At 63.4% G+C, this 20397-nt stretch carries 19 protein-coding genes and 1 pseudogene; 11 read left to right on the top strand and 9 right to left on the bottom strand.

Annotated features, from left to right (window positions below):
- Nucleotides 1-113 precede the first annotated feature (113 nt).
- The 4 genes from IEG05_RS23520 to IEG05_RS21600 all read right to left on the bottom strand — a co-directional run bounded on the left by IEG05_RS23520 (nt 114) and on the right by IEG05_RS21600 (nt 5682).
- Nucleotides 114-236: a hypothetical protein gene (locus IEG05_RS23520; protein WP_263481123.1), complete on the bottom strand. Its 123-nt coding sequence runs from the start codon at nt 234-236 to the stop codon at nt 114-116.
- A gap of 55 nt (nt 237-291) precedes the next feature.
- Nucleotides 292-1659 (bottom strand): ammonium transporter, encoded by a 1368-nt coding sequence (locus IEG05_RS21610; RefSeq protein ID WP_046622158.1) that lies wholly within the window; start codon nt 1657-1659, stop codon nt 292-294.
- 234 nt (nt 1660-1893) lie between these two features.
- A complete protein-coding gene (locus IEG05_RS21605; RefSeq protein ID WP_046622155.1) occupies nt 1894-4239 on the bottom strand; it encodes a trimethylamine N-oxide demethylase in 2346 nt (781 codons plus the stop codon).
- A 72-nt stretch (nt 4240-4311) separates the two neighbouring features.
- On the bottom strand, nt 4312-5682 hold the full coding sequence (locus IEG05_RS21600; protein WP_191122712.1) for an NAD(P)-binding domain-containing protein: 1371 nt from the start codon (nt 5680-5682) through the stop codon (nt 4312-4314).
- Nucleotides 5683-6003: 321 nt separating this feature from the next.
- Here IEG05_RS21600 and IEG05_RS21595 point away from each other — a divergent pair, with 321 nt between their 5' ends.
- The 5 genes from IEG05_RS21595 (at nt 6004) to IEG05_RS21575 (ending at nt 9659) form a co-directional block, all read left to right on the top strand.
- Complete coding sequence (locus tag IEG05_RS21595) at nt 6004-7092, top strand: sensor histidine kinase (RefSeq protein WP_052742230.1); 1089 nt, start codon at nt 6004-6006, stop codon at nt 7090-7092.
- A complete protein-coding gene (locus IEG05_RS21590; protein ID WP_046622151.1) occupies nt 7089-7751 on the top strand; it encodes a response regulator in 663 nt (220 codons plus the stop codon). The genes IEG05_RS21595 and IEG05_RS21590 overlap by 4 nt, the downstream gene beginning before the upstream one ends.
- Entirely contained in the window at nt 7748-8557 is an 810-nt protein-coding gene (locus IEG05_RS21585; RefSeq protein ID WP_052742229.1) for a PAS domain-containing protein, read from the top strand. The genes IEG05_RS21590 and IEG05_RS21585 overlap by 4 nt, the downstream gene beginning before the upstream one ends.
- Before the next feature lie 80 nt (nt 8558-8637).
- Complete coding sequence (locus IEG05_RS21580; RefSeq protein ID WP_231098780.1) at nt 8638-9270, top strand: GNAT family N-acetyltransferase; 633 nt, start codon at nt 8638-8640, stop codon at nt 9268-9270.
- A gap of 191 nt (nt 9271-9461) precedes the next feature.
- Entirely contained in the window at nt 9462-9659 is a 198-nt protein-coding gene (locus IEG05_RS21575; RefSeq protein ID WP_046622145.1) for a DUF4113 domain-containing protein, read from the top strand.
- Between the two features lie 184 nt (nt 9660-9843).
- On the opposite strand, the gene IEG05_RS21570 is transcribed toward IEG05_RS21575, so the two are convergent.
- Nucleotides 9844-11214 (bottom strand): IS1182-like element ISCfr1 family transposase, encoded by a 1371-nt coding sequence (locus tag IEG05_RS21570; protein ID WP_003116647.1) that lies wholly within the window; start codon nt 11212-11214, stop codon nt 9844-9846.
- Nucleotides 11215-11416: 202 nt separating this feature from the next.
- A pseudogene (locus IEG05_RS21565) lies at nt 11417-13504 on the bottom strand (Tn3 family transposase); the annotation flags it as partial.
- A gap of 155 nt (nt 13505-13659) precedes the next feature.
- On the opposite strand from IEG05_RS21565, the gene IEG05_RS21560 reads away from it, so the two are divergent.
- From IEG05_RS21560 to IEG05_RS21535, 6 genes are all read left to right on the top strand, one after another.
- Complete coding sequence (locus IEG05_RS21560; RefSeq protein ID WP_046622489.1) at nt 13660-13866, top strand: hypothetical protein; 207 nt, start codon at nt 13660-13662, stop codon at nt 13864-13866.
- A gap of 175 nt (nt 13867-14041) precedes the next feature.
- Nucleotides 14042-15295: an MgtC/SapB family protein gene (locus IEG05_RS21555; RefSeq protein WP_046622487.1), complete on the top strand. Its 1254-nt coding sequence runs from the start codon at nt 14042-14044 to the stop codon at nt 15293-15295.
- A 613-nt stretch (nt 15296-15908) separates the two neighbouring features.
- Nucleotides 15909-16466: an OsmC family protein gene (locus IEG05_RS21550; protein ID WP_152664437.1), complete on the top strand. Its 558-nt coding sequence runs from the start codon at nt 15909-15911 to the stop codon at nt 16464-16466.
- Nucleotides 16467-16550: 84 nt separating this feature from the next.
- The gene (cynS, locus tag IEG05_RS21545; RefSeq protein ID WP_042939156.1) at nt 16551-17000 is read left to right on the top strand and encodes a cyanase; all 450 of its coding nucleotides are present in this window, start codon (nt 16551-16553) and stop codon (nt 16998-17000) included.
- Between the two features lie 15 nt (nt 17001-17015).
- Nucleotides 17016-17948: a sulfurtransferase gene (locus IEG05_RS21540; RefSeq protein ID WP_081253755.1), complete on the top strand. Its 933-nt coding sequence runs from the start codon at nt 17016-17018 to the stop codon at nt 17946-17948.
- 75 nt (nt 17949-18023) lie between these two features.
- The gene (locus tag IEG05_RS21535; RefSeq protein WP_046622482.1) at nt 18024-19292 is read left to right on the top strand and encodes an MFS transporter; all 1269 of its coding nucleotides are present in this window, start codon (nt 18024-18026) and stop codon (nt 19290-19292) included.
- On the opposite strand, the gene IEG05_RS23650 is transcribed toward IEG05_RS21535, so the two are convergent.
- From IEG05_RS23650 to IEG05_RS21520, 3 genes are all read right to left on the bottom strand, one after another.
- A complete protein-coding gene (locus IEG05_RS23650; RefSeq protein ID WP_419581653.1) occupies nt 19209-19511 on the bottom strand; it encodes a PDDEXK family nuclease in 303 nt (100 codons plus the stop codon). The genes IEG05_RS21535 and IEG05_RS23650 overlap by 84 nt on opposite strands.
- Nucleotides 19512-19582: 71 nt before the next feature.
- Nucleotides 19583-19771 (bottom strand): ribbon-helix-helix domain-containing protein, encoded by a 189-nt coding sequence (locus tag IEG05_RS21525; protein WP_063541680.1) that lies wholly within the window; start codon nt 19769-19771, stop codon nt 19583-19585.
- A 157-nt stretch (nt 19772-19928) separates the two neighbouring features.
- On the bottom strand, nt 19929-20390 hold the full coding sequence (locus IEG05_RS21520) for a DUF6088 family protein (protein ID WP_336509765.1): 462 nt from the start codon (nt 20388-20390) through the stop codon (nt 19929-19931).
- Nucleotides 20391-20397 lie beyond the last annotated feature (7 nt).

Here is a 20397-nt window from a genome sequence, read left to right as displayed (position 1 = left end):
TATAACTGAACAGCTCGTTTTGTTTGAGGTCGAGTCCACGCATCGGCTTGGGCTGGCTTCGGCAGAAGAGGATGGCCGCCATTTTGCCAGAGCCACGCGGGCTCTGGCTTTTTTCAACGGCCTGCTAGGGCGAACAAACTGACGGCGGCGACGAGAAAGGTGATCACCATCAGGATGGTGGGCTTGTCGGCGAAGGTGAAAACCGCGCCGGCGCCTTCGAAGGTACTGATGCTCATGGTCTTGCTCCTGTATGGACGAGGCGCGCCGGGAGCGGCGCGCCTGGGGTGGCGATCAGGCCGGTTTGGCTTCGACTACCAGGGTGGTGACTTCCCGGCCATCGACGCTGGTGGCGTGGCCGTACATGGCCGTCCATTCCGGGTAGGCCTGGGCGGGCACTTCGGTGAGATCCAGACCGCGTTCCTCTGCATTCGCCGGAACGCGCAACATGCCGATCTTCTTCAGCCCGTAGGAGATGGCATAGCCGGGGAAGAAGCCCAGCGAGGCCATTACCAGCGCGCCGACCAGTTGGCCGGTGAAGCTGATTTCGGCCATGCCGTTGACGTTTGGGTAGCCGGCGAGGAACACGCCACTGATGACCAGCCCGGCGAAGCCGCCGAAGCCATGCACGGCGAAGGCGCCCACGGCGTCGTCCAGCTGCAGTTTCAGCAGCAGGTTGTTCACCAAGGGTGCGGCGGCGGCGACGCCCATGCCGATCAGGTAGGCCAGGCCGGGGTGGTAAAGGTCGAGTCCCGGGGCCACGGAGATGATCCCGACCAGGCCGCCAGACATCATCCAGAATGGCTCGCGGGTGGTCAGGTAGGCGCCAATCAGGCCACCAGCGAAGCCCATCAGGGTGTTGAAGGCGAAGGCGGAGAGATTGGTCGGCTGGCCGTAGATGTTGATCCACTGCGCGCCGCTGTTATAGATGATGCAGCCGCCGAGAAAGCCGAAGAAACCGACGATGATCAGCATCAGGCCGACCACGCTCATCGGCATGCTGTGACCGACGATCTGGTTGACCGAGCCGTCCGGGTTGAAGCGGCCGATGCGCGCGCCCAGGTTGATCACCACCGCCAGGGCGAAGAAACCCGCGACCTGGTGGACCACGCCCGCGGCGCCGACGTCATGGTAGCCGAACTGCACCGTCAGCCAGCCTTCGGGGTGCCAGCCCCACGAGGCCGCCAGCAGCCAGAGCACGCCGCCCAGGGCAATGGTGAGGATGATGAAGGCGCTTATCCGCGCACGTTCGATGATCGCCCCGGAGAGGATCGAGCCGGTGGTGGCGGCGAACAGGGCGAAGGCACCCCAGAAGATCCCGGTGGCATTGTCCTTGAGGTTGGGCCCCATGGATTCGCTCCAGGGCATGGCCGCCAGCAGGGCATCCATGCGCGGCACTAGGCCGTCGGGGAAGGCGTTGTAGATGGCCCAGCCGCAGAGGAACACGCTGGGAATGACGAAGCCGAACGCGAGGATGTTCTTCACCCCGGCGGCCAGCGCGTTCTTCAGGCGCGAGGCGCCGATCTCGTAAGACAGGAACCCGGCGTGGATCAGGACCATCAGCGCCGTGCACCACCAGTAGAAGATTTCCATGTTCAGCGTGTTGGTCATCTCTATCAGTGCGTGCAGTTCTTCGAGCGTGAGTGTTGTTTGCTCTTCCATCGCGTAACCCTCAAGGCATTGATCTGATTTGGTGTGGCGGCAGAAATGAGGGAGCTGTCTCGGCGGACAGTCGTTATTTTTTATCTTTGCTCACTAAAAGTTCGTGAGAGGAAAGGCAAGCCTTGTGCCAGGGCAGTGCGAGGCGCCTGGCTCGCGGCTTGCGCCGGTAAACTCAGGCGCTACGAGGCTGCAGGTGCGCTGTCTGCGCACCATCACTGCGCAAGCCGGGGCTGGTCATGCGCGTACCCGCGACTTGTCCGGGTCGTAGGCGACCGTGCTGCCCGCCACGCGGGCGCCGATGCGTTTCTGCTGGCCGTCGAGCTTGCCCACTTCGAGCCGGGTGCCCGGCGTGCAGTAGGCAATATCCAGCCGACAGAGCGCGATGTTCCTGCCCAGCAGCGGCGCGCGCGTGGCGCTGGTGATTACCCCGACCTGGGCGCGGCCGACATGCACGCAGTCGCCGTGCATCGCCACCTCGTTGCCCTCCAGTTCCAGCCCCACCAGCCGGCGCTGCGGCTGGGCGCTACGTCGCTCCAGGGCGGCGCGGCCGATGAAGTCGTCCTGCTTGGTCTTCAGTGGCACGGTGAAGCCGATACCCGCCTCGAAGGGGTCGGTCTGGTCGCAGAACTCATAGCCGGCGAAGACCAGCCCGGCCTCGATACGCAGCATGTCCAGCGCATGCAGGCCCAGCGGCACCAGGCCCAGCGGCTGGCCAAGCTGCCAGATGCGTTGCCAGAGCTGCACGGCGTGGTCCGGGTGGCACCAGATCTCGTAGCCCAGCTCGCCGGTATAGCCGGTGCGCGACACCATCAGCGGGCAGCCGTTGTAGTCATCCAGGCGACCGAGCAGAAAGCGGAACCAGCCCAGCTCGGCAAGCGCAGGCTGGGTAGCCGGCGTCCAGATCAGCTGTTGCAGCAGCTCGCGGCTGCGCGGTCCCTGCACGGCGATGTTGTGGATCTGCTCGGAGGCGGACTTGATCCACACCTTCATGCCGAGCTTCTGCGCCTGCTCGCGCAGCCAGATCCCGGCGTAGTCTTCGCCGCCGATCCAGCGGAAGGTGTCGGGCCCCAGACGCAGCAGGGTGCCGTCATCGAGCATGCCGCCGTGCTCGTAGCACATGGCGCTGTAGACGACCTGGCCGACCGCCAGCTTGCGTACGTCGCGGGTCAGGCAGTAGTTGAGCAGGGCTTCGGCGTCCGGCCCGATGACTTCGAATTTGCGCAGGGCGGACAGGTCCATCACCGCCACCCGCTCGCGGCAGCCGTGGTATTCCTCGATGGCGCCGAAGCCGTCGAAATGGGTCGGCGTCCACCAGCCGCGGTAATCGACGAAGTGCCGGGTAAGTGCGGCAGTAGCCGGATGGAAGCCACTTTCACGGGTCAGCACCGGATCGGCGTCGGGAGTCTTGCGAGTGGCCATGGCGATACTGAAGCGCTCCTTTTCGGAATACAGGCGAACGTGGATATCGGTGGGCTGCCAGCCGTTGGCCGGGTCGATGTCGTCCGGGCAGCTGCTGCTGGCGCAGACCAGATCGGTCATGGCGCGCAGCAGCACGTAGTCGCCGGGGCGTGACCAGGGCTCGTCGAGGGTGAGCTGCTGGTGGGCGTCGATGGCGGTGTTGAAGAAGAAGTTGATCGCCGGCCAGCCCGGGCGGGCGTGCACGCCGTGGCCGGCCAGCGCACGGCTGATGTTGTCGCTGCAGTTGGCATGGCCGAAGTAGCCCTGCGACTCGTAATAGCGCGCCGTGCAGGCCAGGGCGAAGGTGTCGTGGCGGCCAACGGTGTCGCGCACCACCTCCAGCATCGGCTGCATGTTGCGGTCGAAGAAGCGGCTGAACAGGCCGGGGCCGGGATAGGCATGGCCGTTGAGGGTGCGGGTGACGGTCGGGTCGAGGTCGATCTGGTGACCGGCATCCAGGCCGCGACGGTCGAAGGCGACGAAGTCCGAGCACTGCCGGCCGGCGACGTCGATGACCTGGATGTACTGGCCGGCGCCGACCCGATAGTCGCGGGCGCTGCCGGGCCGGATGGTGAATTCGTCGAGCAGCTCGCCGATCGGCTCCGGCAGCGGCGGACGGAGAGTCTGCCGGGGGTTGGCCCGGTGGATCAACAGGCGCAGTTCGCTGGCGCGTCGCTGGCCGTCCACTGGCGTGTGCCCACCCGGCGCGGCGACCACCACCAGCAGGTTGTCGCTGGCCTCCAGCCGCCGCGCAAAGCCGGCTGGCGTCGCGGCGGGCCAGAGCCGTGCGGCAACCAGCGTACGGCTGCAGTCGACACGATGCCGGGCGAGGCCGAGGCGCACCCTGGCGGCATCGCTACCGCCAGCGGCGAGCAGGCGGGCGATGAAGTCGGCATCCATCCGGGCTTCCAGGCCCAGGGCGGCCAGCGCGGGCTGGCCGTCGTCGGCGAAGGCGGCGAGTTCGGCCGGCTGGTCGCCCTCGATATCGATCACCTCCAGCCGATCGCCGGCCTCAAGGCTGACCACGGTGAGGCCGCCCGGCGCGACGCGGTGACGTTCAAGCGCAGGCGCCCGGGCGAACAGCGCCGGTTCGCTGGGGCGGGAAAAAACGGGAAGGTTCATGGCGGGCTCCGCTGGATTCGATGGAAAAGGCATCGCGGCCGCCCCGCAGTGCTGGCGTGGGGCGGCCGTCGTTCAGCCGACCGTTTTCAGGCGCTGTTCCGGCTCGTCGCAGAGATAGGCCTGCAGGGAATCATCCAGTGCCTGCAGCCATTCGGTGTGGTGGGGGGTGGCCAGCGTGCCGGTCATCAGCGAGCGGTGGCACTTGTCGCGGTAGCCCATGATGTCTTCGTACTTGTCCTGCTTCCATTGCAGGAAGGTTTGGTTGACCGCGGCGATGTCGAAGGACGGGTAGTCGGTGGCTTCGATCAACTGACGGATGTATTCGCCCTGGAACTCGAACATCTGCTGGGCGGTTTCCAGGGTTTCCTCTTCCTGGCGCCAGGCGATGTTTTCGGCGTGCATGTGGACGCGCTCGGGCAGCGGGATGCGTTCGAGGATCACGTCGCGGGCATACCAGGCCTGGGCGTCGAACATGTTGAAGCTGTACCACTGGTCCTGCATGCCGAGGTAGATGAGCTTCGGGTTCGGCTCCCAGAACACCCCCTTGTAGAGGTTCAGCGGCCAGAGGCGGTTATCGGTTTTCAGCCGCAGGCTTTCATCGAGGAAGGGGAAATGATGCTTGTAGCCGGTGCAGAGGATGATGGCGTCGATGTGCTTGCTGCTGCCGTCGGCAAAGTAGGCGGTGCTGCCCCTGACGTGCGACAGCAGCGGCTTTTCCTCCCAGTTGGCCGGCCACTTGTAGCCCATCGGTGCACTGCGGTAGCAGCTGGTGATCGAGCGGGCGCCGTACTTGTAGCACTGCGAACCGATGTCTTCGGCCGAGTAGCTGCTGCCCACCACCAGCACGTCCTTGCCCTTGAATTCCAGCGCATCGCGAAAGTCGTGGGCGTGCAGGATGCGCCCGGCGAAGCTCTCGAAACCGCGGAAGTGCGGCACGTTGGGCGTCGAGAAATGGCCGCTGGCGACCACCACGTAGTCGAATTCGCGGGTGCTGGTCAGGTCCTCGTCGTAGTTGTGCACGGTGACGCTGAACAGCCCGCGGCCCTCGTCGAAAGTCACCGCGCGTACCACCGTGTTGAACTGGATGTACTGGCGCACGCCGGCCTTTTCGACGCGCCCCTTGATGTAGTCCCAGAGCACCTCGCGCGGCGGGTAGGAGCCCATCGGCCGGCCGAAGTGCTCGTCGAAGGTGTAGTCGGCGAACTCCAGGCATTCCTTCGGCCCGTTGGACCAGAGGTAGCGGTACATGCTGCCGTGCACCGGCTCGCCGTGTTCGTCCAGCCCGGTGCGCCAGGTGTAGTTCCACATGCCGCCCCAGTCGCTCTGTTTCTCGTAGCAGACCAGTTCGGGAAGCTCGGCGCCCTTGGCTGCGGCGGACTGGAAGGCGCGAAGCTGGGCCAGGCCGCAGGGACCTGCGCCGATGATGGCGATACGGGTGCTCATGCTGGGTTTCCTCATGTGTTTTCTGGAAAGTTTGTTTCCTGCTGAGAAATACCCTAGGGCTTTGCCAGCGCCGGGAAACTGCCTTGCTAGGGATACCCCGTTGGGGATAGATGCGCCCCAGCGGGCCGGAATCGCCCAGCGACAGCGCAGCAGGGGCCATCCCGGTGCAGCGTGGCAGCGGCCTGGGCACCTTCTGCAGCGGCTGGCGGGCTGACGCAAGTTATTGATACTCGGGCGCTATCGGCTGCCATCGCCGGCTGCGGGGCGCGTGGTGTGAAATTTGCTGGGCGCTAGCGGGCGGGAAACCTCGAAGAGGCACCAATGCTGCTGCTGATGCGTAACACCGCACGATCCTGGTTCGCCGACCGGCGAACCAGGCCGGAGTCGTGCAAACGCCTGCTCGGCGACCTGCCGCTGCGCCTGCTGCAACAACCGGACAGCCAGGCGCCGCTGCTGGCGCTGTTGGCCTCCCTGACCCGGCACACACCGGTGCGGTACGCCTGGCTGTTGCTGCCCGATCCGCAGGATGGCGGCTGGCAGGTGCTGGGCGAGGCGGCCGATGCCTGCCCCCACGGCCAGCCGCTCTCGGCCGCTGATGGTGCTCAGCGCTGCGCTACCTGCCTGACCGCCGGACGCCATCGGCTGATCTGCCCGCTGAAACTCGAGCGCGGTCGGCTGGCCGTGCTGCTGCTCGATTACCGACGGCCTCCCGGCTGGTTGCTGCAACGGCAGGCCGTGCGCCTGGCCGCGCGCCTGGGTGAGGTGCTACGCGCGCTGCGGCAGGGCAGGGCGCGAGGCCGGCACGAAACCGCGATGGACCCGGCCCTGCTAGCCCGCGAGCTGCACGACTCGGTAGCGCAGCAGCTGAGTTACCTGCAGATCCGCGCCACGCGCCTGCAGGCCGTGCTGGACGAGCCGGAACAAGTCCGCAGCATGGCGCAAGACCTGCAGGAACAGCTGCGCTGCGTGCATCGCCAGGTGCGCGCGCTGATCGCCACTGCCCGCCCGGGCATGAACGGCGGCTCGCTGCGCCAGGCTCTGGAAGCCTGCGTGGCGGAATTTTCGCGTCGCAGCAGCTGCGTATTCGAACTGGACAACCGCCTACCGGCCGAGCACCTGCCCGATGCGGTGGCCTTCGAAGTCCTGCAGGTCGTGCGCGAGGCGCTGACCAACGTGATGCGTCACTCCCATGCCCGGCAGGTGCTTATCGAACTGCACGAGCAGGACCGACAGGGTTTCGAGCTGCGCCTGAGCGACGATGGCCTGGGCCTGCGGCAGATGCCGTCAGAACACGGCCACCACGGCTTGCGGATCATGCAAGAGCGCGCCACGGCGATCGGCGCCGAGCTTTCGATCGGGCCGGCCGAGCCATGCGGCACTCTGGTGCGCCTGCGCTGGAGTCCGCCATGACAACGCACCTGCGCGTGCTGTTGGTGGACGACCATCCGCTGCTGCGCCGCGGAGTCGCCGAACTGCTCGATGCGAGCGGGCGCTTCGCCGTGGTCGGCAGCACCTCGACCGGCGCGGAGGGGCTGGCCCTGGCCGCGGTACTGGTCCCGGACCTGGTACTGCTCGATCTGCACCTGCCCGGCCTCGGTGGCCTGCAGGTTCTGGCGGACTTCAAGCGCCAGTCGCCGGCCAGCCGCGTGGTCGTGCTGACGGCCTCGGCCGCGCATCAGGATCTGCTCGCCGCGTTGCAGGCCGGCGCCGACGGCTACCTGCTCAAGGACATCGATCCAAACGCCCTGCTGGCCGCGCTCGGTGATTGCGCCAGCGGGCGACTGGTACTCGACCCGGCGCTCACCGAGGTGCTGGCCAGCGGGTTGCGCGAGCGCAGCTGTGCAGCGGCGGCCCCGGTCGAGTTGACCGAACGCGAGCGGCAGACGCTGGCGCTGATCGCCGAAGGGCTGAACAACAAGCTGATCGCCCGCCGCCTCGGTATCAGCGACGGCACGGTGAAAATCCACGTCAAGCACCTGCTCAGCAAGCTGAACCTGCATTCGCGGCTGGAACTGGCGGCCTGGGCCTACCGCAGCGGCCATATCTCTGGTTGGGAGGAAGGCGCATGAGTCTCCTGCAAGGCTGTCGGTTCGCCCTGCACGGCCTGTTGTGGCGCTGGCGGCAGATGCCTGCCAGCGACCCACGCGACGACCTCGACTGTCTCCCGCTGGCGCTGGTGCGGCTTGACGAGACCGGGCGAATGTCGCGCCTGAGCAACGGCTGGGAGCGGCTGAGCGGCCACCGGTGTGGCGACTGCCTGTCGCGCCGGCTCGTTGACTTCATCCATATCGAGGACCAGCCCCACTGGAACCAGGCACTCGAGGCGTTGCGCGCCGGCCAATCCGAGCGGGTCTTCGTGCTTCGCTATCTGACGCATGCCGGTGAATTGCGCTGGGTGGAGGTGCGCCTGTGCCGCCAGCAGCAGGGCTTTCTCGCCAGCCTCGCCGATGTCAGTGCGCAGATCCCCGGACACCGGCGGCTAGAGGCCAGTCACCGTAGCCTCAACAACCTGCTCGACGGGCTGCCGGTGATGGTTTATCGCTGCCGCAACAACCGCGACTGGACCATGGAATACGTCAGCGCCGGCTGCCTCGCCCTGACTGGCTACGGCGTGGAGCGCTTGGTGGACAACCGCAGCTTGACCTATAACAGCCTGATCCACGTTGCGGACAGGGAACATGTCTGGCAGGAGATTCAGCGAGCACTCCGCACGCGGCAGCGATTTACCATCGAGTACCGCCTGGTCGGTGCCGACGCCCGCCCCAAGGCAGTCCAGGAGCGTGGTTGCGGCATCTACTCCGATGCGGGCGAAGTGCTCGGGCTCGAAGGGGTGGTCATGGAGCAGGCCCGCACAATGCGCCAATCGGGACGGTGACGATGGCAAGAACGAATGAATTTGGGCAAACCATTGGTTTGCCAGTTGCGAACTGGACACCGAGACCGCAGCCAGGCGCTGTGACCCTGACCGGTCGGCACTGCCGCCTGGAACCTCTCGACGCCACGGCTCATGCCGCCGACCTGTTCGCCGCCTATCGGTCTGCAGGCGACGACAGCGACTGGACCTACCTGTCGATGGAGCCTTTCGGCAGCGTCGAGCAATATCGTGAATATGCTGAAAAAGCGGCCCGAAGCGTCGACCCCCGGCATTTCGCCGTCATCGATGCGAGTTCCGACAGGGCGATCGGCACCCTGGCGCTGCTGCGTATCGACCCGGCGAACGGCGTCATCGAGGTCGGAAGCGTTGCCTTCTCCCCGTTGCTTAAACAGTCGACGCGCTCGACCGAGGCGCACTACCTGCTGATGGCCTATGCCTTCGATGTACTCGGGTATCGCCGCTACGAATGGAAGTGCGACGACCTGAACGGACCGTCTCGCAAGGCCGCCGAGCGCCTGGGCTTTCAATACGAGGGAACCTTTCGCCGCGCTGCGATATACAAGGGGCGCAATCGCGATACCGCCTGGTATTCCATCATTGGCGAGGACTGGCCCACCATCAAGGCCGCGTTCGACGCTTGGCTGAGCCTGGATAATTTCGATGTGGATGGAAAACAGCACCGGTCATTGGCGGCAATTAGGGCTACAGCCTAACTGCCGGTAAGTTTCTGTGGCGGCCGCTTAGGTAAGCACTCCATTCGTGATGGGGTGCTTCCGCCCCTCCAGCCGTGCGTGCAGCAGATGTTTCCGCAGCCTTCTGTGGTTCGCTGTGCCCGCGTGCTGTCTTGGTTGAGGTGCTGTTCCGGTCCTCGAACGCTGATTCCGCAAAGCGTTTCAGAGAGGTGATGAAGCGCTACGCGGGATCCTTCGATCGGTTTGTCGTACCGCAGCGCTTCCAGGTATTCGATCGGATCAATGCGCATGAGGGCAGGGGAACCGTTCGCCTTGGTAGGGTTTCGGCAGTGCCGGAGTGGGCAATGAAGCGGGGGATGATGTCGCAGCGGTATACGACTCGATGGGATGAGTTGATGCGGGTGATTTGAGGTCGGCTTGGGCCGCTTTCGACCGATTCTGTTGAAAAAGTAGGTTTAGCGGCGGCCTGCCGATCAGGTGTGCCTGCTGTCGAAGTGACTGCAAGCCACTTCAGGTTGCCTTTCGGCGTTTCGCTGAGCGTCCTTGCTCAGGCCTGAGGGTTAATTTGAAGGTTTCTGCTCTCAGCAGGCGTACCTATCCCGTGAGCGGTGGCCCTTGAGGCAAAAGCTTGGCCATGCGTCGCAGGTTCTGCACCGCCGCCGCCAAAGTGAATTCGTCAGTGGCACCTGTCAGGCCGCGCAGTCGTAAACGATCGAGTTTCATGATCCGTTTGAGGTGGGCGAACAGCATCTCCACCTTCTTTCGTTCGCAGCGAGAGACGAGGTATTCCGGTGTCTTGGCGATGCGCCTGGCCACATCGCGGGCAGCCTCATGGATACTGCGGACGATCTTCCGATTCGGCGTGTTGGGGCAGCATTTCGCTTTCAGCGGACAGGTAGTGCAGTCGGTTTGGCTGGAGCGATAAATGATGGTGTTGGCCTTGGTCACCCGCGATCTTTTCTGGGTGAAGGCGCGCCACTCACTGCGTAGTGGTTTGCCGGCTGGGCAGCGGTATTCATTGGCCTCCTGGTTCCAGTGGAAGTCGTTACTGGAGAGGCTGTCGTCCTTGCGCTCAGTCTTGTCCCACACCGGCACATGCGGCTCGATGTCCTTTTCTTCGACCATCCAGGCCAGCATCGGGGCGGTGCCATAAGCGGTATCGCCGATAAGGCGTTCCGGTGTGAGATCGAACTGAGCTTTGACACGCTCGACCATCGTCCTAGTCGAATCGACTTCGGCGGTACGGTGCGCCGGGGTAGCTTCCACGTCCATGATCACACCGTGCTCAGTGTCGATCAGGTAATTCGTGGAGTAGGCAAAAAAGGCCGGCCCACCTGGCGCTGCTGTCCAACGGGACTGAGGATCTGTGAGCGAAATTTTCTTGGGAAGAGCCTCAGCCAGCGCCTCTTCATCAAGGGCTTCGAGGTACTCGCGCACTGCGCGGCTGCTGAGCTTTGGATCGTTCCAATCGACCTCATCTCCCGCTACCCCACGTTGCCGGCTGGCATCCGCCTTGATGATGCTAGCGTCGACGGCAAAACCTTCGCCCTTGACTAGGCCGGCTGCCATGCAACGCCGCAGCACCTCATTGAACAACCAGCGGAACAGATCGCTGTCACGAAAACGCCCATGGCGATTCTTCGAGAAGGTCGAGTGATTGGGGACTTCGTCTTCCAGACCCAGCCGGCAGAACCAGCGATAGGCCAGGTTCAGGTGCACCTCTTCGCACAATCGCCGCTCGGAACGAATGCCATAGCAGTAGCCGACGACCAGCATGCGCACCATCAATTCCGGGTCAATCGAGGGGCGTCCGATGGGACTATAGAAGTCCGCCAGGTAGGCGCGCAGATCACTAAGATCCAGGCACTGGTCGATGCTGCGCAGGAGGTGTTGAGCCGGGACGTGATCTTCTAGGTTGAACGAGTAGAACAGGCGCTGCTGTCCTCCCGGTAACTGCCCCATCATGCTGTTCGCCCCCACGCTCGCTGACAGAGCAATTTTGCCAACGGCATGGAGAGGCCGCTACTTTTTCAACAGAATCGGCCGATTTGTGCCGGTCGTCAAGGACCGCTTCGGATCACTCTCAACCGGATCGCGGGCCAGCTGATTTGCTAAAAACCCGCGCCAAACTCAACGGGGTTGTACGCCGGAATCCCAGAAATTTCCGTCAGCCCAGCTCCAGTCCCGCCACGAGCGCATCCAGGTCGATGAACTTGCCGTCAGTCTGGAAGGTGTAATGCCCGTTCAGCAGGATGTGCCGCCAGGCCGCTGGCGACATCTGCGTGATCAACGCCAGCGCCTTGGCATTGCCAGCTGCCTCGTACTTCGTCAGCAGCAGGGACAGGATCGCCGAGTTGTAGAAGATGATCGCGTTGCCGATCAGCCTGGCGCACTGGTTGCTGATCTCGATTTCGATGTCGGTGCGGCCGGTCAATTCCTTCTTCCCACCGACTTGGGCGATGGTCGAGCGTAGCTGGTGATAGGACTCAATGCGGTTCTGCGAGCGGTGAACATTACGCTCCAGTTGCGGGTCGCGCAGGTAGCGCAACGTGTAGATGCTGCGCACCAGCTTGTCGAACTCGAAGATCGCGCGCCGCGTCGGATTCGGCGCGGTGTAGGTGCACAGTTTCCGGATCAGCGTGCCCTGCGTCATTTCCTTCAGGCCCAGCGTGGCGACGATCCGGTCGATGTTCGCCTTCTCGCTGACGATGAGTTGCCGGTCGATTTGGCCGACCGGCCGGATCAGGCACTTCTCGTACAGCGCCGGATCGTCGGCGCAACAATACAGCTCCTGCAACTGGTCGTCGAGGTCGGTGAAGCGCGGCTCGAAACGAAGTCCGAACCAGTGCAGGATGGCGAAGTTGGCCTTGTTGATGCTGTGCATGTCGCCGGTGATCGCGGTCGGCACGATGTCGGACGTGTTGCGATACCAGATGTCGAACACGTGGTGAGCCTCGTACTCATGCGCGCCAATCAGATAACCGTTCAGCGGCACGTGGTTGCACAAGAGCGTGTAGGCAACGACGCCCTTGCCGCGCCCGAAATACTTGCGCGAGTAGCGCGCCTTCACGGTCGGCCGTTCGACGCCGAATTTCTGCCCATCGACGGCGCCGTACAGCGCATCGAGGTCGAACGAGTAATGCGGGAAGATCGGCAGCGCGGCAATGGCGTTGCTGATGCGGTCGTTGGCAGCATGCAGCGACGCCTGGCGCAGGTACTGCTGGTAGGTATTTTCCAGCACGTGGTACGGGATGTCGCTGGTGCGCGCCATGACCTGGTTGCCGTGGTTCATCGCCTGCGCGATGATGACCGCCATCAGGCTGTCGGCATCCGCTACCTTCTTCGCGTAACGCGGCTGCAATGGCGTCAACGCCGACAGGAACTGGCACTGGCCGTTGACGAAGCGGAACACATCAGCGACATCGCAGAACGGCAGTTGCTCGTAGAACGCCTGCTCGCGCGCCTTCTGGTTTTCGCCCTTGGGCTTGCGCCAAGTCAGCTTCTGCGAGTCCTTGTCGTATTCCAAGTGCGTCAGCTTGCCCTGTTTCAGCTCGCGGTTGAACGCCAGCCATTGCGCGTGCAGCTGGGCCGCCAGCGCATCGAGTTGGGTATCGACCGGCTGCCGCAAGAACGGGATGTCCATCTGTGCCAGCACGTCGGCCTTCCCGTCCATCGAAACCAACTCGTCGGAGAAATGCCGGTGCTGCAAGCTGTCGTCGAGGTAGAGTTCGCCCGACTGGAAGCGCTTCCTGACCTGGCGGTACAGCCAGAACTCGTAGCGGTCGGCGTGCAGGCCAGTCGGCTTGCCATCGGCGTCGAAGGTCAGCAGGTACGGCCGCAAGCGTTTCGGCAGCGTGGCCGCCGGACATTCGGCGAGCGGCCGTTGCGACAGGCGCTGCTGTTTGGCGAACGCGCCCTTAGCCCAGGCCAGCGCCGCGAGCCACGGGCTGTCCGGATCAGTGCCGGCGAAGTCGAGCGCGACGTACAGCGGCCGCAGATGGCGTCGGATGCGTTCGGCCAGACCGTCCACCGCCTGCCAGTGCAGCGCCAGTTTGTTCAGCGGCTTGACGCTCATGCGCTGCGCGGTGCTTTGCAGCGCGTCCCTGGACATGATCTTGTAGGCGCGCTGGCGCACCTCACCGAACGGCGTCGGATCGGTCACGCTGTCGTCCACGTACAGCGACAGCAGGCGGCCAACCTGCGGCGTTTCCTGATGGCGTCGTACCTGCTCGGCGACGAAGGACTGCTTCGCGCCCGTTGTCGCGGCGCAACAGCCAGGCGGTGGAAGACATCGCCGACGCGGCGCGCCAGTTGGAATCGCTCGCGTCCAATCTGCAACAAGCCACGGCGAAATTCCTCGTTTAGCCGATCGCCGCCGGCGCGCCGCCATACAAGAAGGGAGACACAGCCATGCACGAGCACCACCCGATCACCGACCCCGTCTGCGGCATGACCGTCAAGCCGGAATCGCCGCACCGCTTCGATCACGCCGGCCTCGAGCCCGCGTTTGCCGGAAGGCGGTGCGCGCGGATTGGCTGCCTCGCCGTCCGCGAGAATGGCGTCGTAATCCTTGCGGCAGGACGCAAGGCGTTCGGGCGTCAGCACGCCGCCGCCTGATCGACCTCATGGCAAGCGGCGACCAGCAGTTCGATCAGGCGGTTGGCCCAAGCCTGCCCCATCTCCTCGAAGGCGTAGGTCAGTTCCCGCAGGTGATGGGCGTTACTACCTCATATTTCAACAATTATTTTTCCATCTGCCCGACAGTTGGTCAGGTGAACTACGGGAAGCGCCAATGGACCCTAACGTCAACGAGCATCTGATCTCTTTTCTGACCAGCCTGGCCATCGGCCTTCTGATCGGGGTTGAGCGTGAACGCGCCGGTTCGGCAATGGGGTTACGAACTTCGGCCTTGGCCGCGCTGTTCGGCTCCATCGCCGCCCTCGTCGGCCAGAGCGTCGGGGCGCCGTGGTTTCTCCCTGCCGCCTTGCTGGCCATGACGGGCATCATGGTTTTCGGTCAGACCGCGACCGGGGAGAGCGAGAGCCACGCTGGCCCCACCACACGAATGGCCATCCTGCTTTCGTTCACCCTCGGAGCGATGGTTTGGCTCGGCCACGGTCGTTATGCTGTTATGCTAGCCATTGCTGCCGCAGCGCTGCTCCATTTCAAGGCCGAACTGCGCGGCTTGAGTTCACGGATTACTTCCCGCGACCTGGTGTCGATCCTGCAGTTCGCTACGCTGAGTTTTATCGTGCTGCCGCTCCTGCCCAACGTCGGTTATGGACCCTATGGCGCTTTCAATCCTCACCACGTCTGGATGATGGTCGTCCTGATATCCGGCTTGAGCCTCGCCGGCTATTTGGCCATGCGTGCGGTCGGAGATCGCTTTGGCCCGCCCTTGCTCGGTCTGCTGGGAGGACTGGTGTCGAGCACCGCGACTACCCTGGTGTACGCCCGTCATGCCCGCCAGACGCCGACCATGGCGCTGACGTCGTCGATCGTCATTCTCATGGCCAATCTGGTCTTGTCCGTGCGCCTGGGCATGATCGCCCTTGCCATCGCGCCCTCCTTGATGGCGACCCTTTGGCCAGTGTTGGTCGGCAACCTGGTGGCAGGCGGCTTGGCGGTACTGTTCGTCTGGCATCGTTCGCGGACGGGGGGGCCACTTCTTTTGCCGGAAGTTGCCAATCCGACCGAGTTACGGGTTGCGCTGAGCTTCGGTGCGATGTATGCCATCATTTTACTTTTAGCCTCGTGGCTGTCCGATTGGGCGGGAACCCGCGGGCTCTACCTGGCGTCCGCCGTGTCCGGGCTGACCGAACTTGATGCCATCGCATTGTCGACCCTGCGCCTGTTTGGGAATGGGAAACTGGGCGCCGAGGTAGCCGCTAACGCGATCGGCCTGGCGATTCTCTCTAACCTGTGCTTCAAAACTGGCCTCCTCGCCTGGGTCGCAGGGCGCGACTTCCTGTTGCGCTGCCTGCCTGGGATGATGGCTATCGGGATAGGCATTGCAATCGGCATGGGGTGGGTTGGCTATGCTTGACCAATCTCTCGTGTAGTTACGGCTTGCAGCTCTTCCTACGGCTCTGCGCCATGTCCGCTGATCTAAAGGGTGCTGTGCTACGCAAGCTGGGTGATGAGCCAAGATGGGCGGGACTGAGGTTCAGACGCGAGTTGCCCCTCTGGCTAACGGAAATTTCGGCGGTTCCGGCTTACAACCCCTAGAACTTCGCTGCGTCCTCTGCGGTGCCGTCGTACCAGAGGCAGATCGTGTTCTTGCTGACCATGCTCGTCTCCCGCTTGTGAGCGGTGGTTGAGTCACGAAGGCTAGCCGAGTTTTTGGTCAACTGGCGCTACTGGTGAGCCTCCGTGCCATCGCGAACATGGGTGCCGCCCGGGTAGACCAACCAGCAACCTGAGCCAATTCGTGAGCTGACATTGTCGTCAATGTCGACAATGTCAGCTGCCGACTATACCCAAGGCTTGCTGAAAACTTGGTTGTTGGGAGGGGGGCCTGAATTGGTTAAGTATATGATTTTAAAGAAATAAAAATCAGATTTCGGCGGCATGGCATGACTTGGCACACCTGCTGCAAAAGAGCATTCGAGTCCAAAAGAGCAGCCCAACTGCTCGATCAAAACCCGATGGAGAATGCCATGTCTGCAGCAACCGCCACTTGCCCGACCACCGTGAAGACCTACCTGAAGCCGATCGATCGCGACGGGTTGATGGCCTTCGCTGAGAAGGGCCGCAACAACCCGGCCACCCGTGGCACCAACAAGGTCCACTCCGTCATGCAGGGCATGTACCGCAGCCTGAGCTATGTCGGTGATCACCAGCCGGTAGTGGTCGACGAGCCGCTGCACCTGTTCGGCGAGGACACCGCACCGGCCCCGGGCGAGATCGTCCTCTCCGGCCTGGGTGGTTGCCTGGCCGTGGGCATCACCGCGGTGGCCACCTGGAAGCAGGTGAAGCTGAGCAAGCTGGAAATCTTCCTCGAGGGCGATATCGGCAACCCGGCGGCCTGGGGTGCCGGTGGCGCGGAGATGCAGCCTGCGCAAATGGGCTTCCAGGAAATCCGTGTGAAGGTGCTGGTGGAGGGCGATGCGAGCCGCGAGGAGCTGGATGAGATCGTCAAGCACGCCAACTTCTACTCGCCGGTGGCCAACACCATGCGCAACCCGATCCCGTTCAGCATCGGCCTGGCCGACTGAGACTGACGCAACGCCCTGCGACCATTTTGCGGGCAGTCGCCAGTGCGGCGCTGCCCGGACACCGAACCGAATGAGGAACGCATCATGATTTCCAGCCGCGAAGAAGTGACCAAACTGATCCTGGCCGCCAAGGTCAGCAAAGGCCTGAAGTGGAGCCATGTGGCCGAGGCTATCGGCCTGTCCAAGGAGTGGACCACTGCCGGCTGCCTGGGCCAAATGACCTTCGACAAGACCCAGGCGGAAACCCTCGGCCAACTGTTCGATCTGCCCGACGAGGCGGTGGCCTGGCTGCAGATCGTGCCGTACAAGGGCTCGCTGCCGAGCGCCGTGCCTACCGATCCGCTGATCTACCGCTGGTACGAGATCGTCAGCATCTACGGCACCACCATCAAGGAGCTGATCCACGAGGAGTTTGGTGACGGCATCATGAGCGCCATCGACTTCTCCATGGATATCCAGCGCCAGGCCGACCCGAAGGGCGACCGCGTCAACGTGGTGCTGTCCGGCAAGTTCCTGCCGTACAAGAGCTACTGATTCCTGCTGCAGCCCATGCTCTCGGCCAGTTTCAGGCTGGCCGGAGCAAACCGGAGAGGATGGAACCATGAGCAACAAAGTGCTTTTCGGCCCGACGAAGCGGCAGCCTTGATGCAAGCTGGCAAGGCCGTGCTGATCGACATCCGCGACCCCGAAAGTTATCAGGCCGGGCACATCGTCGGCGCGGTCAATGTGCCGGATGTCTTTTCCTACCTGGCGCAAACCAGCCCCGAGGGGCTGCAGGCCTTGCAGGCGCAATTCGCCGAGCTGTTCGGCAACGCCGGTCTGGATGGCGAGAAAGTCGCCATCGTCTACGAAGATGCGCTGAATACCCGCTATGGCGGATCGTGCCGCGGCTTCTGGCTGTTGCAGTACCTCGGCTACCCGAAGGTCGGCATCCTCGATGGTGGTCTGCGGGCCTGGAAGGCATTCGGCGGCACGGTCGACATCGCGACGGTAACCCCCGCAGCGGCGTGCTTCCCCGTTCTGCCGCAGGCTGAGCTGCTGGTAACCACGGAGCAGATGCTGGCGGCACTGGCCGATCCAACGATCAAGCTGCTCGACAATCGCGACAAGGATGAATGGCTGGGGGAAAGCTCCTCGCCCTACGGCAAGGACTTCGCTCCGCGCAAGGGGCGCATCCCCGGTGCGGTCTGGCTCGAGTGGTACGAGCTGATGGATACCCGCAAACCGGTCGCGGCATTCAAGTCGGCTAGTCAGGTACGCGCCCTGGCGGCCGAGCGAGGCCTGACGCCTGATGACGAGATCATCATTTATTGCTTCAAGGGCGCACGGGCGGCCAATACCTACGTTGCCATGAAGCTGGCCGGCTTCGACAAGCTGCGCATCTATCTCGGTTCCTGGAACGAATGGTCGCGTGACGAGCGCCTGCCCATCGAAACCGGCCTGCCCAAAGGGGCCGTGCGTCTGCTGCCGCTGGTGGTCTGATTCGTGGCGCTGTCGGGGCGAGTCCTGGTCAGGGCTCGCCGCATTTGTTTCAGTTCCGAGGTGTGGAGTTAGTCGATGACAGGCGTTCGCTTGGGCCTGCGGGAAAACCTCGGCCAGTTTGGCCTGCTGGTACTGGTTAACGCCTTCGTCGGCGCCATGATCGGCCTGGAGCGCAGCATTCTCCCGGCCATGGCTGAGCAAGAGTTCCAGCTGGTGGCGCGCACGGCGATCTTCTCCTTCATCGTTGCCTTCGGGATCAGCAAGGCGCTGACCAACTATCTCGCCGGACGCTGCTCCGATCGTTTCGGGCGCAAGCCGGTGCTGGTGGCCGGCTGGCTGGTCGCCGTGCCGGTGCCCTTCATGCTCATGTGGGGGCCAGACTGGAGCTGGGTGCTCGCGGCCAATGTGCTGCTCGGGGTGAGCCAGGGGCTGACCTGGTCAACCACGGTGATCATGAAGATCGACCTGGTCGGCCCCAGGCGGCGCGGCCTGGCCATGGGCTTGAACGAGTTCGCCGGCTACCTGGCCGTCGCCGGTAGCGCACTGCTGACCGGATGGTGCGCCGCCGAGTTCGGCCTCCGGCCAGAGCCCTTCTACCTGGGGGTGGTCTATGTACTGGCCGGGCTGCTGCTGTCCGTGTTGCTGGTGCAGGAAACGCGTCAGCATGTGGCGCTGGAGGCGCGCAGCCAACCTGCTGTCGAGGGGATGGGGTTGAGTCAGGACGAGATTTTCCTCCGTACTTCATTGCGTGATCGCAACCTTTCCAGCGTGAGCCAGGCCGGGCTGGTGAACAATCTCAACGATGGCATGGCCTGGGGGCTGTTCCCGCTGTTGTTCGCTGCCGCCGGAATGACGTTCGGCCAGATCGGCGTGCTCGTGGCGATCTATCCGGCCGTCTGGGGGATAGGGCAGATCTTCACGGGCGCCTGGTCCGATCGGGTCGGCCGCAAGTGGCTGATCGTCTGGGGCATGGCCCTGCAGGCCATAGGTATCGGGGTGACGGCGCTGGCCGGGCAGTTCACGGGGTTTGCCCTCGGCGCCGTGCTGCTCGGCGCGGGCACAGCGATGGTCTATCCCACCTTGCTGGCAGCCATCGGCGACGTGGCGCACCCGACATGGCGTGCTTCGGCGGTGGGCGTTTATCGCCTGTGGCGCGACCTGGGCTATGCGGTCGGTGCGCTGCTCGCCGGATTGCTGGCTGACTGGCAGGGACTGTCTGTGGCGCTTTGGGTGGTGGCAGCCCTGACCCTGCTTTCAGGATTATTGGTTGCCATGCGCATGGTCGAGCGCCGACAGGACGCGGCAGGCGGTAATCCCATTGCCGCGAAGGAGGTAGCAGCATGAGCAATATCCCGTGTTGCACTCAGCTCCTGCAACCGCCATCTCTTCCAGCAGGCGCGCAAACTCCTCATCGGTGAGGTTGACGCGGTTGAGCTGCTGGAACTTTTCGCGAAAGTTGGCTTCGAGCCCGGCGCAGTCGCGAATCTCGGGGCGATAGCTGTACTTGAGGTCGCCGAGCTTGGCGAGCAGGTCCTGCTCGATCTGGTGTTCGGCGATGGTCATGAATCAGTCCTGCCGTCATAGAGGCTTCGATGTGGCGGATAGGCGGCTACTTGTGGCGAATCAGAGCCACATCAAGCATTCGTCTTGGGCTCCCCGCCTGGTTGGTTCAGACTCAAGTCATGATTGCGCGCGTACTCCAGCACCAAAATCTCGACCATCGATGCCACCGAGCGGCGTTCGCGATCAGCCGCCATACGCAAAAGCTGCTTGATCTCAGCGGAGGTGCGGATCGAAAGGGTTTCGTCCTTAAGGCGTGACATGGCAGGGCCTCGTCAAAAAAGTCACGCAAATGTACTGCCTTTGCATTTAACTTTACAACACAAATACATAGCTTCAATGAAGTTGCACCCGGCTTGAGGGCGAATGGTCACAACACCACATTGCGATCCATTCGGTCTGGTGTGCTGGGTGCTTTGGCTAGCTTCCCGAAGACACCGCCAGTGATGCTTCTTCAGCGAAAGTAGCCAATGCCGCCCGCATCCATTTGGGCATGCTGCAGGCAAGCAGCGTGGTCAATTCGTCCGGGCTCAGGGTATCGGCTATTTTGGAAAGCGCATGGGGACACGCCCCATCTTTACCGAGGTAGTAAAGCGCCGTGAGCGCCAAGCCTACCTTGTTCCCGGCATGCTGCAAACGATCACTGGAAACATGGTTGAGACGAACCACAGCATTGCCGGCCTTGATTTCTCGGGTTCTGCCGCTGGTGTAGTAGACCGGCACCACCTGCATCTGCGTGCTGAGCCCCAACCTGCGCACGGCTGTTGGCGCTGATGGAAAATTGACCCACCCTGCCGATTGAAATTTGACCCAGGGCGGATTGCTGATTTTGTTACCAGCAACTGTGGATAAGTCTACCAGCGCAGCTGCTGTTGCCCCCACTCCTTCG

The sequence above is a fragment of the Stutzerimonas kunmingensis genome, assembly GCF_014764705.1.
In the GTDB taxonomy this organism is placed as follows: Bacteria; Pseudomonadota; Gammaproteobacteria; order Pseudomonadales; family Pseudomonadaceae; genus Stutzerimonas.
This window is presented reverse-complemented; position numbering and strand designations above follow the sequence as displayed.